Consider the following 15899-nt stretch of genomic DNA (forward strand, 5'->3'; position numbering starts at 1 on the left):
ATAATTCTCCTCAGCCCTCAGTCTCGAGACCGAGACAAATTCCACCTGTCGGCGCTGTTAACCTTAGCATGTCTAAGGTACACTGGATATAGAATAAAGACAAAGGAGACATGAGTGATGAAACGATCTACGCTAGACCGTTTGTGGGTTGGCATACCTCTTATCGCTATAGGTGCAATGATCTTGCTCAGACAATTGGGATATGACATTGATGTAGGATATATATTTAGAACATACTGGCCGGTGTTTTTGATCTGGTGGGGAGTGAAAGGTTTGACGGAAATTCGCCGTAACGGGGGATATGCTGCTATTGGGCCCGTTGTCGTGCTTTCCATAGGTGGATTCTTCCTTGCGCGTAACTTGGGCGTGATTGGTTATTCCCTAGGAGAATTCATTCGTTATCTAGTTCCAATTCTGCTGATCGGCGGAGGGTTATATGTACTAATTGGACCAGGTCATCGGGATCGGAAACCTCATGGAAATGGAAGCAAAACACCGCCTCCACCGCCTGAGCAGCCTTATAAGCCATTGTCCCCTCAAGATTTGGAGATGCCCTCATCATTCGATGAAGAGTTCGAGAAGACCTTTGGCAAACCAAAGCAAGAGCAACCCTCGAGTAAGCATCAATCCTTTCATTCCGAAGAGGGGCCGAACCTGAAAAAAGACAGTGAAAAGTTCGGACAGTCACATCAGAAGTACCATTCACATTCGGATGATCCAAAATTTGGAGGCTTTGGCCACGCTAATTCTCATAACTATAAGTATGGATATGAAGAAGGCTATGGCAAAACAATCAATAAATCCACTTTCATTGGTGATTTTCATATGGGTAAAGAAGTGTTTACGCTGAAACCGATGAATATCTCCTCATTTATTGGGGATACCGTTATTGATTTGACCAAGGCACAGATTCCATATGGAGAGACCAAAATTGTCATTTCACATTTTATTGGCGATGTTAAGATTTTTGTTCCAGAAGACATGGATCTGGGCATTTCACTCACCAGCAGCTCTTTTCTGGGAGACATGAAGCTTCTGGGTACAAAACGTGGAGGTTTTTTGGGAAATGCGCAGGAGGAAACTCCGCACTACCAAGAAGCCGGTAAGAAGCTCCGCATTATTGTCAGTGTTTTTATTGGCGATGTCAAAGTAAACAAGGTGGATTAACCTATGATTCGAACGATTCTTAAGGCAAACAAGTGGGAACTGATGACGTATTTCGTGTTAACCGGATTGATCACACTGGGCGGATTCTATCTGTTATATGGGGATGTGCTTACAGGGGATAATCGCAATCGGGCATGGACGTATATCGGAGTTGTCGTTGTAGGAACTGTGGTCACCGGATATATCGCCGCATTGCGGCTTCAGCGCAAAATTGATTTGCTCGATCTCAATATGTTGAAAGTATCTAAAGGAAATCTTGCGGTTCGCATGCCTGATGCGGAAGATGCTTCTTTTGGACGGGTCTATCAGGAATTTAATGTGATGATGGAGTCCATTGAGAAAAAAATGAGGTTACTCCAGCGGCTTGGTGAGCAAGAGGTAATTGAAAAGGAACAGGCTTCTGAGCGTGCCGTTATCGAAGAACGTAAACGAATGGCAAGGGATCTGCATGACACAGTGAGTCAACAACTATTCGCCATGCACATGTCTGCTTCATCCCTTCCCCGTCTGCTAGAGATGAATCCGGAGCATGGTCGCAATGTGCTCGACCAGTTAATTCAGATGTCTCATATTGCACAGCGCCAGATGCGTGGATTGATCGCGCAACTCAGGCCGATTGAATTGGAGGGACGCGACCTAACTGCAGCACTCGACAGCTGGTTCCCTGATTATTGTCGGCAAAATGGTTTAAAAGGCGTGAAAGAGCTGGAGTTGGATGGCGGAGTCTCTGATGCCATTGAGCACCAGCTGTTTCTCATTATTCAGGAGGCTGTAGCCAATGTTGTTAAACATGCTGAAGCTGGACTCGTTAGTCTGGCTATCCGGGAATCGGAGCATCAGATCAGCATGAGCATTAGTGATGACGGGCAAGGTTTCTTGCAACAGACGGAGCGACCAGGCTCATATGGGTTGTCCACGATGCGAGAACGTGCCGAGAAGCTGGGCGGTCAGGTGCAGATTATATCCAAGCCTGGGGCGGGTACGACGGTACGAGTGCTCATCCCGAAATTTGATAACGTGTCCGAGGAGGAATCAGAATGAATGGCAAAGTAAACGTAATGATTGTGGATGACCACGATATGGTACGAATGGGCTTGAAGACTTACCTCATGCTGGAGCCTACGTTCCATGTGATGGCGGAAGCAGGTAACGGGCAACATGCACTCGATCAGCTACGTCAGATGAAGGATTCGGAAATGCCGGACCTGATTCTGATGGATCTGATGATGCCGGTGATGAACGGAGCTGAGGCTACGCAAGCCATCATGTCTGAATTTCCGAATATGAAGATTGTCATGCTGACCAGTTTTCTGGAAGATGATCTCGTTGTTCAAGCGATTGAGGCAGGAGCAGTAAGTTATGTGCTCAAAACGGTATCCGCCGAAGAACTGATCTATGCTCTTCAAGGTGCTAACCGAGGCATGCCCGTGATGACAGGAGATGTCTCACAGGCGTTAACGCGAGGCATCCGGCAGCGGACGGCGAGGGACAGTGAATCTGGACTTACGGATCGGGAGAAGGAAGTACTTCTACTTATTGCTGAAGGGAAAACCAATAAAGATATCGGAGAAGAATTACATATCAGTATTAAAACCGTTAAAACACATGTAAGTAATTTGCTGATGAAATGTGAGATGGATGATCGGACACAACTGGCGATTTATGCACATCGGCAAGGATGGGTGAAGAAGCAAGGCTGAAAATGTTGCTATGACGGGAAAAATCAGCAAATATTGCATGCTTTTATCTCCTTTTTAATTGTTTTTAAGGTACGATTAAGGTTCAAAGTACAAAATAAGAACAGTTAAAGAATATCTCTTGCAAATAAGAGATTGGGAGGTAGAGAGGCATGGACGAACGTAATTATAGATCAAATCGACAAGATGAGGAAAAAGAAACGAATCAAACTGAAAATCGCAATCCTGCCGGAAATGATGACTCCTCGTATTATTATTCTTACGGACCATTCCAGTCTGTGAGTCAGGAAGATACAGCTAGTGGCAATGGGCCAAGGCAAGAAGGAAATGTGGAGATTACAAGACCAGATCCAATAAAACCTGTACCTTCTTACCATAATAATGACTCCTCTGGTCAAACGGGCAGAATGTCTGGCGGCGGTTCGGGTCATGGCGGAGGTCAAGGAAATGGAAATAACAATGGTAACTGGAACTATAACAACCGTAGACCAAGGTCTTCTGTAAGATCACTTCTGTTCTCCTTTATCGCAGGTATGTTAGTCATCACTGTGTTGATGTACACAGCCGACAGAACGAACATGTTCACACCCCAAGCCGCGCTGACGAATAACGGAACGGAATCTGCTCAGGAAACACCGAGTAATACAGGTGGAGGTAACAACGTGACGGCGTCCTTGCTACCGACAGGTAAAGAGGATGTATCCTCTGTGGTGAAACAGGCGAGCCCGGCTGTTGTTAAAATTGAAACGCTGGCTAAACAGTCCACACGTGGTTCTGGACAAGGTGGAGCAAATACAAACGATCCGTTGTATCAATACTTCTTTGGTGGCGGACTTGGTGGACCTAACGGAAATCAACAACAACAAGAACAAGGGCAACAGCCTCAACCTCAAGCGAGCAATCAACTCGTACCCATGGGGATCGGCTCCGGATTTATTTTTGACAAAGAAGGTTATATACTGACGAACCAGCACGTTGTTCAAGGTGCAGATGTCATTCAGGTAACACTTGAGAACAATAGCAAGCCATATGAAGCTAAATTGCTCGGAAGCAGTTTTGATCTTGACCTTGCCGTGTTGAAAATTGAGAAAAATAGCGGAGATAAAGATTTCCCTGTAGCACCGCTAGGCAACTCAAATAGCACACAAGTTGGTGAATGGCTTGTAGCGATTGGTAACCCTGAAGGTTTTGAACATACAGTCACTGCAGGTGTTCTTAGTGCCAAAGAACGTACGATCAGCATTCCGGATCAAGAAACAGGTAAAACACGTGAATACAGCCACTTGTTGCAAACAGATGCTTCGATTAACCCGGGTAACTCGGGTGGTCCGCTGCTGAATCTGAATGGAGAAGTTATCGGTATGAACGTTGCTGTAAGTGCGGATGCTCAAGGTATCGGTTTTGCAATCCCGTCCAGTGTAATCTCTGAAGCGGTGAAATACTTGAAAGAGAACAAAGATGTTCCCAAAGAACCTGTACCGTTTATCGGTGCTTCTCTGATGAATCTCACCCCGGAAGTGGCCAAACAAATGGGAACAAATATTACGGAAGGTTCAGTTGTTGCAAGCACGGTGTACCAATCTCCAGCTTACCAGTCTGATCTGAGACCGTATGATATCATTACCGGCGTAAATGGTACTTCAAAAGCAACAAGTCAGGATTTGATCGACTTTATCAAGACTCAGAAAGTCGGCGGAGAGATTACGCTTAATGTTGTACGTGACGGCAAAAAGATTGATGTGAAAGTGAAAATTGGCAACAAGTATGATTACGATACAACACAAACACAGCAACAATAGTTGCAACCAGGTTGAAGTATATGAAGGTAAGAACGGAAGGGTTTAAGGCCCTTCCGTTTTTTTGCACGATGTTTCTGTTCTGTTTTTGCATAGTTTCTCTATTATGGATTATGGAGAAGATGCGAATCGGGCTTTGGCCTGTTACAATGGGGATACAACGATAGGGTAAAGGAGAAAGACCATGCGCTCAACGATTTTAATTGTAGATGACGACGAGAAAATTGTGTCTATGCTGCGCCGAGGCCTGGCATTTGAAGGATATGAGGTTCAGACAGCTTCTAACGGAGCAGAAGGCCTAAGCAAGCTGATGGATAAGGAGCCGGATATCGTAGTGCTCGATGTGATGATGCCGCAGATCGATGGCTTTGAGGTATGCCGCAGATTGAGAGAAGCAGGTAGTAAAGTTCCTGTGCTGATGCTTACTGCAAAGGATGAGGTTCAGAGCCGGGTGACCGGACTGGATACTGGTGCTGACGATTATTTGGTGAAGCCGTTCGCACTGGAAGAATTGCTCGCACGTGTCCGTGCTTTGCTGCGTCGCAAAGCGGATATCTCCAACGTGGTAGACAATCGCCTGGTATATGAAGATATCATTCTGGATAACGATTCACGCGAAGTGCTCCGAGATGGCAAACGTCTTGAACTGACAGCAAAAGAGTTTGAATTGCTTAATCTGTTTATGCAAAATCCGAGAAGGGTACTGTCTCGTGACCTCATTATGGATAAAATATGGGGATACGATTATAGCGGCGAGTCCAATGTGCTAGAGGTCTATATCGCGATGCTTAGACAGAAAACAGAAGAGCATGGTGGCAAACGTCTCATTCAGACGATCCGGGGAGCCGGCTATATTTTGAGAGGTGACTCGTAACATGTCCATTCGGTTAAGACTAACCGCATGGTATTCGGGGATTCTTGCAGCCGTGCTGATTTTTTGGGGTGTGGTCATTTATGCTTTTGTGTATTTTAATTCATATCAAGAAGTCGAGCATCAGCTTGCGGAGAAAAGTAATAAGATTTTAAGTCAGATTAATCTGAATTTTCTCAACCAACTGAATCTAAATCTGGATCCATTTACTGAGATTGAATTGCAAGGTTCCCAAATTTATATTCAGCTATCCGATTATGAGACGGGTAATAGTAACCGATCCAACAATATGGAAAAAGTAGGTTTGCAATTCCCAGTGATGAGTTCGGAACGCTTGCTTAGAGAACCGGGATTGACAAAAATCTATATAAACGGAACACCGTTTATGGTAAATCAGGATCCTATTATGATTAAAATGAATGGCGTAACTAGCGTTAAAGGTGTTCTTCAAGTGGGAACGGTTGTGAATTCACAGGAGCGTTTGCTTGAGGCATTAAGGAATATCCTGGTGTTCGGATGGCTTGTAGCTATGGCGCTTGCCATTACATCCGGTTTGATTCTGGCCCGTAAGTCCATGCGACCACTGGTTAATGTGATTGATGCCGCTAATCAGATTCAGTCTGGAGACGATCTTAGTGTACGTATTCAGTATTCGGGACCGAAGGATGAGATCGGTCGTCTGATTGAAACGGTGAATAACATGCTGGAGCGAACCGAGCTGTCTTTCCGTGGGCTGGAAGAGACGAATACGGCACAGCGCCGATTCGTATCCGATGCTTCCCACGAGTTGCGTACACCGCTGACTACCATTCGAGGAAATGTGGATTTCCTGAAAAAGCTGTGGGATCAGGAGGGTGGAGACCGCCCGAATCTGGATGAAGAAACGATTAGGCAGATGTCTCTTGAGGCAATTGAGGATATGGCTGATGAGGGCAAACGTATGAGCCGTCTGATCAGCGATATGTTATCCCTTGCCAGAGCGGATACAGGTCAGAAAATCGAGCTCAATCCCATTCCGTTGCAGATTCTGGTGCAGGAAGTAGCGCGTAGAGCCCAGTTCCTGGATCGACAAGCAGACTGGCTTCCTGGGGATTTGTCGATTCTGAACGGTATTTACGTAAACGGAAGCAAAGATTATCTGCAACAAGTCTTGTTTATTTTTATCGAAAATGCCTTTAAGTACACACCGGAGGGTTCGGTTACGCTGGATGCTCTGTTGTATAAAGGGCAGGTCGGACTGCGGATCAGTGACACGGGAATCGGTATGGAACGGGATCAGGTACCGTTTATTTTTGACCGGTTCTACCGGGCAGATGAATCTCGTGGGGCGACGCCGGGTATCGGACTTGGATTATCCATTGCTAAATGGATCATTGAGGAGCATAACGGGTCGGTTGAAGTGGTAACGAGACGAGGAGAAGGAACCACTTTTATCATCTGGTTGCCTGTGGTCTTTGCCCCGCCTATCGAATAAAGGTATAATAGGATGAAGACTGCAATTACATCGGCCTATACAGCCGAAAAGAAAGCGGGTGGCAACCAAGTGGAAGTACTGCGAATTTCGCCGCGGGGATACTGTTATGGAGTTGTAGATGCCATGGTGCTTGCTCGTCAGGCGGCACGCAACCTGGATTTACCACGGCCTATTTATATATTAGGTATGATTGTGCATAACAAACATGTGACTGATTCTTTTGAAGATGAGGGCATTATTACTCTAGACGGTCCTAATCGGATGGAGATTCTGAATCAGGTGGAGAGTGGAACGATTATTTTTACGGCTCACGGTGTCTCGCCGGAGGTACGTAAGCTGGCTCGGGAGAAGGGGCTGACCACAGTAGATGCAACCTGTCCAGATGTTACGAAGACTCATGATCTGATCCGGGAGAAGACGGCTGAAGGTTATGATATTATCTACATCGGTAAGAAGAATCATCCGGAACCGGAAGGTGCGATTGGTGTTGCACCAGACCGTGTTCATCTGATTGAGAAGGAAGAAGAGATTGAAGATCTGATCGTGCCTGCGGGGAAAATTTTGATTACCAATCAGACGACAATGAGTCAATGGGACATCAAACACATTATGAGCCGGTTGCTGGAGAAATTCCCAGGAGCTGAGATTCATAACGAAATATGTCTCGCTACGCAAGTACGTCAAGAAGCGGTAGCAGAGCAAGCTGGGCAGGCCGATCTTGTTATTGTTGTAGGTGATCCACGTAGCAATAACTCCAATCGTTTGGCACAAGTGTCCGAGGAGATTGCGGGCGTGACGGCATATCGTATATCCGACGTATCTGAAATTCAACAAGACTGGTTGAAAGGTGTGCAGAAAGTGGCTGTGACATCAGGCGCTTCAACTCCAACACCAATCACCAAGGAAGTTATTCAATATCTGGAGCAGTATGAGCATGATCAGCCGGAAACGTGGGAAATTGTACGTACCGTTAATATGAGCAAGCTATTGCCTCCGGTTCGAGAGAAGACGCGTACCACATAATTTCAAAAGTGAATAGGAAACATCCTGCTGTGCAGATCCTCGTTTCATTGGGACGTGACATAGCGGGATGTTTTTTTGTCCATACAGTTTATATTTTACCTGTAGAAAATACCGGATATAGTGATCACTTCTTGACGATGGGAAGAAACTGTGTTATATTTGCTTTAGTGATTAAAAGCTTAAAAGCGAACAAGCGTTTAAGCGTGACAGAGTTTTTGGGATACGGACCACAAGATAATTAGACGCACGATAAACGAGTGCTCTTATACAAGGAAGGATGGGACAATTTATGATCGTAATCGCAGGCAAAGCTACCTCGGAGGACCAAATTCAAGATATCGTTAGTGTGATTGAAAAGGAAGGGTTGCAGGCACATGTATCCCGTGGAGAGGATCGCACCATCATTGGATTAATTGGTAAAGTTGAACCTAAAATGCAAGAACACTTGCGCCAAATGAAGGGCGTCGAGAACGTGGTGAAGATTTCGAAATCTTACAAATTGGCAAGTCGTGACTTCCATCCAGAAGATACCGTAATTTCGATCAAAGGTGTAGATATCGGCGGGAAAGAACTTGTCGTTATGGGCGGACCTTGTGCGGTTGAATCTGCAGCACAGATTGATGAGATTGCTGGCCTTGTGAAAGCTGCGGGTGGTCAAGTTCTTCGTGGTGGTGCCTTCAAACCACGTACAGGACCGTATAGCTTCCAAGGAACAGGTGTAGAAGGTCTGATCATGATGGCGGAAGCAGGCCAGAAGCATAATCTATTGACGATTACCGAAGTCATGACGCCTGAATACGTAGATATTTGCGCAGAGTATGCGGATATTCTGCAGGTGGGTACACGTAACATGCAGAACTTCGACTTGTTGCGCAAGTTAGGTGAGTGCGGCAAACCGGTATTGTTGAAGCGCGGATTCAGTGCGACATACGATGAATTGCTTAATGCGGCGGAGTACATCCTCGCTGGTGGCAATCCAAATGTGATGTTATGTGAACGAGGTATCCGTACGTTTGAACAATACACTCGTAATACGCTGGATCTGTCGGCAATCCCTGTCTTGCAGTCTTTGAGCCATCTACCAGTCATCTCTGACCCGAGCCATGGTACGGGACGTCGTGAACTGGTAGAACCGATGACCAAAGCTTCGGTAGCTGCTGGAGCTAACGGCTTGATTATTGAGATGCACACAGATCCCGATAACTCCATGACTGGAGACGGTGTGCAGTCTCTGTTCCCTGATCAGTTTGCGAACCTGTTACAAGATCTGGAGAAACTAGCCCCGATTGTTGGGAAAACATTTAACACAGCTAAACAGCCTGCTGCATTTTTCCCGGCACGTGTAGGCGTATAATTAACACGGTTATAGAGATTTGAAGAGTCAAAACCGGACTTCTGTTCAGATTTGTTCCTTGTGAACAATTTGGGTAGATGTCCGGTTTTTCGTCTGTTTTGCACAGATGAACATATTTATTAATCAAAGGTGATAAGAAACATTTATGATGTCACGTTTTTCCATGATTTAGGGTGTTTTTGGGGTCGCTTCACCGCATTAAATCGGTCAAATATAAACTATTTGCTTTGTTATATGCATTTTTGAATATTATAAAATGTAAGTATACCTAACATGCTCGCAAAAAATACCTTACATAAGTATTGACGATGTTATGTTTCAGAATTTATAATGACGACAGAAAAAAATTCGAATATATAGACATTTTCTTCGTGGGGTTGTTTAATGTTCGGAATATTTGGGAGGACGAATACATGTCGGTTGAAAACGTATTGAAATCAATTCAAGAGAACAACATCGAGTGGGTAGATTTTCGTTTTGTAGATTTGGCTGGTCGTGCGCATCATATCTCTTTGCCAGCTTCGGCTGTTGATGCAGACACGTTCGTAAATGGAGTAGCGTTTGATGGTTCTTCTATCCAAGGTTTCCGTGGTATTGAAGAGTCCGATATGGTTATGATGCCTGACCCTGAAGCGACTTATGTCGATCCGTTCACTGCACACCCTACATTGAATGTTATGTGTGACATTTTCACACCGGATGGCGAGCGTTATGAGCGTGACCCACGCAGTATCGCAGTTAAAGCTGAAGCTTTCCTGAAAGAAAGCGGCGTAGGTACTGCAGCGTTCTTCGCACCAGAGTCCGAGTTCTTCATCTTTGACGATGTTCGTTATGAGAGCGGCACGAACAGCTCTTCTTACTTCGTTGATTCCGAAGAAGCATCATGGAACACAAACCGCAAAGAAGAAGGCGGCAACCTGGGCTTTAAAGTTCGCACTAAAGGTGGATATGTTCCAGTAGCTCCAGTGGATACCCAACAAGATATCCGTAGCGAAATGTGTCGTTTGTTGGAGGAAGCTGGTTTGTCCATCGAGCGTCATCACCATGAAGTAGCGACTGCGGGCCAAGCTGAAATCAACTTCCGTTTTGATACGTTGAAGAAAACAGCAGATAACCTGCTTGTATACAAATACATCGTGCACAATACGGCACGTCAATATGGTAAAGTAGCAACATTCATGCCAAAACCATTGTTTGGTGATAACGGAAGCGGAATGCACGTTCACCAATCGATCTTCGATGGCGATTCCCCATTGTTCTATGACAAAGGCGGTTATGCTAACCTGAGCGAAATGGCTCTGCACTACATCGGAGGTATCTTGTACCACGCTCCAGCACTGATCGCTTTGACGAACCCAAGCACGAACTCGTTCAAACGTTTGGTTCCTGGTTATGAAGCACCGGTTAACTTGGTATACTCCAAAGGTAACCGTTCTGCAGCTGTACGTATCCCGGTAGCAGCGGTAACACCTAAAGGTTGTCGTATCGAGTTCCGTACACCTGACTCCACTGCTAACCCTTACTTGGCATTCTCCGCAATGCTGATGGCTGGTCTGGACGGAATCAAACGCAAAATCAACCCAACTGAGCTCGGATATGGTCCACTCGATAAAAATATCTACGACCTTTCTGATGCAGATAAAGAAAACATCCGCAGTGTACCGGCTTCCCTCGAAGAAGCACTGGATGCACTGGCAGCTGATAACGAGTTCTTGACTGAAGGTGGCGTGTTCACCAAAGAATTCATCGATAATTACATCAACCTCAAACGCGATGAAGCTAAAGCTGTTGCAATCCGCATTCATCCGCATGAGTACAGTCTCTACTTCGACTGCTAATCGGTTGGAGTCAGAACCGAAATTGTTCCAAATCAAAGCCTCCGGGATGCTTCTCGGAGGCTTTTCCTTGAAACAAACAGTATAGCGCTTTAACTTTTTAGGGTGATAAAGGAATTTGATGGCTTTTAACGAGTTTTCAGTGCATATTCCCCTTGAAGCGTTCAGGGAATACTGATATCATAGCGATAATATTTACTTCATATGTCAGTTAAGGATGGAAAGGGCGGGGGATTTTGTGACAAAGAGAGCGTATAACTTTAATGCAGGACCAGCAGCGTTGCCACTAGAAGTATTGGAGCGTGCTCAGGCGGAATTTGTAGATTTTCGTAATACAGGCATGTCGATTATGGAGATGTCTCACCGTGGGGCCGTGTACGAGTCTGTACATAATGAAGCTCAGGAGCGATTGCTGTCGTTGCTAGGCAATCCGAAAGGGTATAAAGTTCTTTTCTTGCAAGGCGGTGCAAGCACACAATTCGCGATGTTGCCTATGAACCTGCTTGGGGCGGGTCAGACAGCTAGTTACATCATGACAGGCAGCTGGGCCAAAAAGGCTCTGTCTGAAGCGAAGTTAATTGGTGAGACACAGATCGTAGCTTCTTCAGAATCCGATAAATTTATGAAATTACCGGATGTTTCGAATCTGAGTTTGCCTGAACGTACGGCTTATGTGCATGTAACTTCAAATGAGACAATTGAAGGTACACAATTCAAGGCTTTCCCTGATACCGGATCGGTACCGCTCATCGCAGATATGTCCAGTGATATTTTCTGCAAACCGTTTGATCTGAATCAGTTTGGCATGATCTATGCAGGTGCACAGAAGAACCTCGGTCCTTCGGGAATTACCGTTGTTATTGCACGCGAGGAATTGGTGAGTGAATCTCCGAAAACCATTCCAACCATGTTCCGTTACAGCACGCATGTAGATAACAATTCCCTGTATAATACGCCGCCATCCTTCTCGGTATATATGGTGAACGAAGTGTTAAAATGGATCGAGGAACAAGGCGGTCTGGCTGGTGTGGAACAAAAAAATATCAAGAAAGCGGAGCTGCTCTACAATACAATTGATTCCTCAGGGGATTTCTATCGTGGTTGCGTTGCAGCAGAAGACCGCTCGTTGATGAATGTGACGTTCAGACTCGCATCTGAGGAACTGGAGAAGAAATTCATTAAAGCTTCGGAGCAAGAAGGTTTTGTAGGTCTGAAGGGGCATCGCAGTGTAGGAGGACTTCGTGCTTCGATCTATAACGCGGCTCCATATGAGAGTGTTAAGGCCCTTACCGACTTTATGAACCACTTCCAACAGGCGAACGGATAATCCCTGAGAAACGAACGTATGACCAAATATGGCAGTAGTGAAGCTTCGATAAACTATCCTACTGTTGTGGCAAAGCCTTCCACATTGACGTGTGGAGGGCTTTTCTTTAAAATTAGAGGATTGTTGTATACATGAACATGAAATAAAAGGAGATTAAACACATATGGCTTTACACATCGTTCTGGTTGAACCAGAGATTCCGGCTAACACGGGAAATATCTCGCGGACTTGTGCGGCGACTGGCACCCACTTACATCTCGTGCGTCCTTTAGGATTTCGGACAGATGATGCAACTTTAAAACGTGCCGGGCTAGACTATTGGCATGCCGTTCATATTGAATATCATGATTCTTTTGACGAGGTTCAGCAGAAGTATCCGAACGGACGGTTTTTCTACGCAACAACGAAAGCGAAAAACCGGTATTCCGATTTCGAATTTCAGGATGGAGATTTTCTCGTGTTTGGTAAAGAAACGAAAGGGCTCCCACCTGAACTAATTGCTGCTAATCCAGAAACTTGCATGAAGATGCCGATGAGTGGTGATGTTCGCTCATTAAACCTTTCCAATTCAGCAGCAATTATTGTATATGAAGCACTGCGTCAGCTAAATTTCCCAGGACTGGATTAGTGAATGGTATCCGAAAAGACGGTTAGAATTCGCTAAAAAAACATTTTTCAAAAAAAAGGACAAAAAATGTTTATTTCCAGCAGGATTCGACAAAATTTTGGCGAATCTATAGATATAGTACTAATGTACCTAGAAATTCAGAGTAAGATAGGAGAGGTGTGCCGTAGCTATGAAGCCAGCTGGAGTAGTTCGCAAAGTTGACCAATTGGGTAGGATCGTATTGCCTAAATCTTTGCGCAAAAGGTATCAAATGAATGAAGGAGATCCTGTAGAAATTTTAGTTCAAGGGGATCACATTATCTTGGAAAGATACCGTCCGAAATGTATTTTCTGCGGATCAATGGAAGATGTCAATGACTTTAAAGAGCGTTACATATGCGCACAATGCTTAGAAGAAATGACTCAGCTTTCATAAAAGCAAGCAAAAAACACTATGGAGCATACAAACTCCATGGTGTTTTTGTTTTTTAATGTTTAACGTTGTATAAGATGACACAGCGACTTGGAAGCTCGTTCTTGCATCCAGTGTCTATGTAAACTAATAAATCATCCTTAGTTCGACTGATTTAGCGCTGGCAAAATCTTATCCCATACAGCGTTCAGGATGCCTTGCATATTCTCCTCTTCACTGTTGATACTGATGACAGCCTCTTTGGAAGGCAGGACAATGCAGAATTGACCATAAGCTCCATCTGCTCGGTAAGCGTCATGCGAACACATCCAGAACTGATAGCCATAGCCTTTTCCCCAATCTCCATCGCCATTCGTTTCGATCTGTTTACGTGTAACGACTCTGATCCAATCTGCTGGAACCAGTTGTTTACCGTTCCAGCGACCTTCCTGGAGTAGAAACTGTCCAAATCGGCTTAGTTCTTCATTACTCAGCCAAAGGCCCGCACATCCCAAGGTAACTCCGAGTGGAGAAGTCTCCCATTGGATATCAACCATGCCTAGTGGTTCAAAAAGACGTGGAATGAGGTAATCCTTTACTGTCAGACCAATAGCCTCTTGCAACATGGCCGAGATCATAAACGTATCACCACTACTGTAAGTAAAATGTTCTCCTGGCATTCGATCCAATGATAGAGACATGTAGTGTTTGACCCAGTCCTTTTCCTCTAAAGAAGCTCGTTCGTCAGCCCAGAGGGGTGGGTCATCGTGACCTGATGACATGCGAAGCAGATCCCTCAATGTGAGCTCTCGCGGAGAGGGCAGTTGTGAGGGGGGGCGCTGTGCTTGGTCATAAGGGAAGTAATCGCCCAAAGTGTCATCCAACTGAATAAGTCCTTCTTCAACGGCAAGTCCAACCGCCATGCAGGTAAAGGATTTACTTACAGAATGTTGCACACGCCTGCGATCTCCGTCCGAATGCCATTCATCCAGAAGTCGCCCATTTTGTAGTACACGCACAGAGTGCACAACAAGCTTCTCTTCTGTGATTGTGTCAATAAATCCTTTAAGTTGTTCTGCCATGATAACCCTCCAGTTCCAAGCGTTTACCTGAATGAATTCAGTCTGGTGAAACGTTTCCGTAATCTGATTGCAAAATTAGAACTCATGTTAGTATATTCTCGGTTTGATGTCAATTCCAGTGTAATAATGAATGATTAAATCCGAAAATACTCGTTATAAAAGTGCCTTTTGAATCAAAATTGGAACAATCAGGTCACTTTTTTGATAAAAAAACGCGAAAATTGTAAAAAGGTTATTGACAGGGTTTAGTCAACGGGATTATGATTTATTCGAAACGATTCGAAGAAATCGCTTCCAAATAAAATGTTGATATTTAAACTCCAAGTAAATCAATGTTGATTGTTTTTGAAACGATTCGAGAGAATCGTTTCGATAACCAAAGCCGGTAAAGGTGAGCATGTTGGGGGAAGTAACAGCAAGCAAAGAAAGAGAAAAAGCAAACCGCAGTTAAAAGCAACAAAGATGAAAGGGGTTACGATCAATGGCGCATATTACGATCGAAACCGGATCGCCCACATTATGCATGAATACAAGCATACACGTGGTATCCAGTGACTCCGGAGAGACTTCAGGCGGTACACTATATCTGCTTCACGGGGCAGGAGACAATGCGAGTACCTGGCAACGTCTGACCACCATTGAGATGTATGCAGCCCAGTATGGTTGCACCGTCATCATGCCTGAAGCCAATCGCAGTTATTACACGGATATGGAATACGGCCTGAATTACTTCCACTACATCACGAAGGAACTGCCTGAACTATGTGAAAGGCTACTGAAGCTGAATTCCGACCCAGCCAAAACTTATGTTGCCGGTTTGTCCATGGGCGGATATGGAGCGTTGAAATGTGGGTTGACCTATCCTGAGCAGTACAGCAAAGTGGTGTCTTTATCCGGTGTAACGAATATTCAGGCGCGGCTTCGTGATCCCCATATGCCCGAAGGTATGATCAAGGAAATGAAAGCGGTTTTTGGGGAACGGTTACAGGTAAAGGCTGATCAGGATATTTACGCATTGTCAGCCAGACTGCTGGAGCAGGGAGGAGCCTTGCCGAAGATATTGAGTTGTTGCGGGGACCATGATCCTTTCGTGGACATGAATCGGGACTACGCCGAGTATATGCAGGGAACTGCATTTGATTTTCGGTATGTAGAAACACCTGGCACGCATGAATGGCGATTTTGGGAACAGCATCTGAAAACGATGTTTGATTTTCTTTACAACGACAACACCATAGTAGAGTGAGGAGATGC

At 45.0% G+C, this 15899-nt stretch carries 14 protein-coding genes; 13 read left to right on the forward strand and 1 reads right to left on the reverse strand.

Annotation, left to right across the window (positions count from 1 at the left end; all coding sequences use genetic code 11):
• The first annotated feature begins 117 nt into the window (after window positions 1–117).
• The 12 genes from liaF to MHI38_RS25215 all read left to right on the forward strand — a co-directional run bounded on the left by liaF (window position 118) and on the right by MHI38_RS25215 (window position 13587).
• Complete coding sequence (gene liaF, locus MHI38_RS25160) at window positions 118–1167, forward strand: cell wall-active antibiotics response protein LiaF (RefSeq protein ID WP_090919877.1); 1050 nt, start codon at window positions 118–120, stop codon at window positions 1165–1167.
• Between the two features lie 3 nt (window positions 1168–1170).
• The gene (locus tag MHI38_RS25165; RefSeq protein ID WP_090919880.1) at window positions 1171–2208 is read left to right on the forward strand and encodes a sensor histidine kinase; all 1038 of its coding nucleotides are present in this window, start codon (window positions 1171–1173) and stop codon (window positions 2206–2208) included.
• Window positions 2205–2867: a response regulator gene (locus MHI38_RS25170; RefSeq protein ID WP_154886857.1), complete on the forward strand. Its 663-nt coding sequence runs from the start codon at window positions 2205–2207 to the stop codon at window positions 2865–2867. The genes MHI38_RS25165 and MHI38_RS25170 overlap by 4 nt, the downstream gene beginning before the upstream one ends.
• Before the next feature lie 149 nt (window positions 2868–3016).
• The gene (locus MHI38_RS25175) at window positions 3017–4663 is read left to right on the forward strand and encodes a S1C family serine protease (RefSeq protein ID WP_154958237.1); all 1647 of its coding nucleotides are present in this window, start codon (window positions 3017–3019) and stop codon (window positions 4661–4663) included.
• Window positions 4664–4844: 181 nt separating this feature from the next.
• Window positions 4845–5534, forward strand: coding sequence for a response regulator transcription factor (locus tag MHI38_RS25180; RefSeq protein WP_090919888.1), 690 nt, complete (start codon window positions 4845–4847; stop codon window positions 5532–5534).
• A 1-nt stretch (window position 5535) separates the two neighbouring features.
• Window positions 5536–7005, forward strand: coding sequence for an ATP-binding protein (locus MHI38_RS25185; protein ID WP_154958236.1), 1470 nt, complete (start codon window positions 5536–5538; stop codon window positions 7003–7005).
• A 69-nt stretch (window positions 7006–7074) separates the two neighbouring features.
• On the forward strand, window positions 7075–8028 hold the full coding sequence (locus MHI38_RS25190) for a 4-hydroxy-3-methylbut-2-enyl diphosphate reductase (protein WP_154958596.1): 954 nt from the start codon (window positions 7075–7077) through the stop codon (window positions 8026–8028).
• A gap of 289 nt (window positions 8029–8317) precedes the next feature.
• Window positions 8318–9382, forward strand: coding sequence for a 3-deoxy-7-phosphoheptulonate synthase (aroF, locus tag MHI38_RS25195; protein ID WP_090919894.1), 1065 nt, complete (start codon window positions 8318–8320; stop codon window positions 9380–9382).
• A 413-nt stretch (window positions 9383–9795) separates the two neighbouring features.
• A complete protein-coding gene (gene glnA, locus MHI38_RS25200; RefSeq protein ID WP_090919896.1) occupies window positions 9796–11220 on the forward strand; it encodes a type I glutamate--ammonia ligase in 1425 nt (474 codons plus the stop codon).
• A 214-nt stretch (window positions 11221–11434) separates the two neighbouring features.
• Window positions 11435–12544, forward strand: a complete 1110-nt coding sequence (serC, locus tag MHI38_RS25205) for a 3-phosphoserine/phosphohydroxythreonine transaminase (protein ID WP_186809565.1) — start codon at window positions 11435–11437, stop codon at window positions 12542–12544.
• A 163-nt stretch (window positions 12545–12707) separates the two neighbouring features.
• Complete coding sequence (gene trmL / locus MHI38_RS25210; RefSeq protein WP_090919901.1) at window positions 12708–13172, forward strand: tRNA (uridine(34)/cytosine(34)/5-carboxymethylaminomethyluridine(34)-2'-O)-methyltransferase TrmL; 465 nt, start codon at window positions 12708–12710, stop codon at window positions 13170–13172.
• 169 nt (window positions 13173–13341) lie between these two features.
• The gene (locus tag MHI38_RS25215) at window positions 13342–13587 is read left to right on the forward strand and encodes an AbrB/MazE/SpoVT family DNA-binding domain-containing protein (protein WP_090919903.1); all 246 of its coding nucleotides are present in this window, start codon (window positions 13342–13344) and stop codon (window positions 13585–13587) included.
• Window positions 13588–13724: 137 nt separating this feature from the next.
• On the opposite strand, the gene MHI38_RS25220 is transcribed toward MHI38_RS25215, so the two are convergent.
• On the reverse strand, window positions 13725–14645 hold the full coding sequence (locus MHI38_RS25220) for a serine hydrolase domain-containing protein (protein ID WP_341181825.1): 921 nt from the start codon (window positions 14643–14645) through the stop codon (window positions 13725–13727).
• 481 nt (window positions 14646–15126) lie between these two features.
• Here MHI38_RS25220 and MHI38_RS25225 point away from each other — a divergent pair, with 481 nt between their 5' ends.
• Window positions 15127–15891, forward strand: a complete 765-nt coding sequence (locus tag MHI38_RS25225; RefSeq protein WP_154886846.1) for an alpha/beta hydrolase — start codon at window positions 15127–15129, stop codon at window positions 15889–15891.
• The last annotated feature ends 8 nt before the right edge of the window (window positions 15892–15899 follow it).

Origin of the sequence: Paenibacillus sp. FSL K6-1558, from assembly GCF_038002565.1 — a bacterium.
Lineage (GTDB): Bacteria > Bacillota > Bacilli > Paenibacillales > Paenibacillaceae > Paenibacillus > Paenibacillus polysaccharolyticus.

What these genes read in the sequence shown, in the direction of transcription:
- liaF (WP_090919877.1), top strand. Translation starts at nt 118, where the DNA reads ATGAAACGATCTACGCTAGACCGTTTGTGGGTTGGCATACCTCTTATC.
- MHI38_RS25165 (WP_090919880.1), top strand. Translation starts at nt 1,171, where the DNA reads ATGATTCGAACGATTCTTAAGGCAAACAAGTGGGAACTGATGACGTAT.
- MHI38_RS25170 (WP_154886857.1), top strand. Translation starts at nt 2,205, where the DNA reads ATGAATGGCAAAGTAAACGTAATGATTGTGGATGACCACGATATGGTA.
- MHI38_RS25175 (WP_154958237.1), top strand. Translation starts at nt 3,017, where the DNA reads ATGGACGAACGTAATTATAGATCAAATCGACAAGATGAGGAAAAAGAA.
- MHI38_RS25180 (WP_090919888.1), top strand. Translation starts at nt 4,845, where the DNA reads ATGCGCTCAACGATTTTAATTGTAGATGACGACGAGAAAATTGTGTCT.
- MHI38_RS25185 (WP_154958236.1), top strand. Translation starts at nt 5,536, where the DNA reads ATGTCCATTCGGTTAAGACTAACCGCATGGTATTCGGGGATTCTTGCA.
- aroF (WP_090919894.1), top strand. Translation starts at nt 8,318, where the DNA reads ATGATCGTAATCGCAGGCAAAGCTACCTCGGAGGACCAAATTCAAGAT.
- glnA (WP_090919896.1), top strand. Translation starts at nt 9,796, where the DNA reads ATGTCGGTTGAAAACGTATTGAAATCAATTCAAGAGAACAACATCGAG.
- serC (WP_186809565.1), top strand. Translation starts at nt 11,435, where the DNA reads ATGGAAAGGGCGGGGGATTTTGTGACAAAGAGAGCGTATAACTTTAAT.
- trmL (WP_090919901.1), top strand. Translation starts at nt 12,708, where the DNA reads ATGGCTTTACACATCGTTCTGGTTGAACCAGAGATTCCGGCTAACACG.
- MHI38_RS25215 (WP_090919903.1), top strand. Translation starts at nt 13,342, where the DNA reads ATGAAGCCAGCTGGAGTAGTTCGCAAAGTTGACCAATTGGGTAGGATC.
- MHI38_RS25220 (WP_341181825.1), bottom strand. Translation starts at nt 14,645, where the DNA reads ATGGCAGAACAACTTAAAGGATTTATTGACACAATCACAGAAGAGAAG.
- MHI38_RS25225 (WP_154886846.1), top strand. Translation starts at nt 15,127, where the DNA reads ATGGCGCATATTACGATCGAAACCGGATCGCCCACATTATGCATGAAT.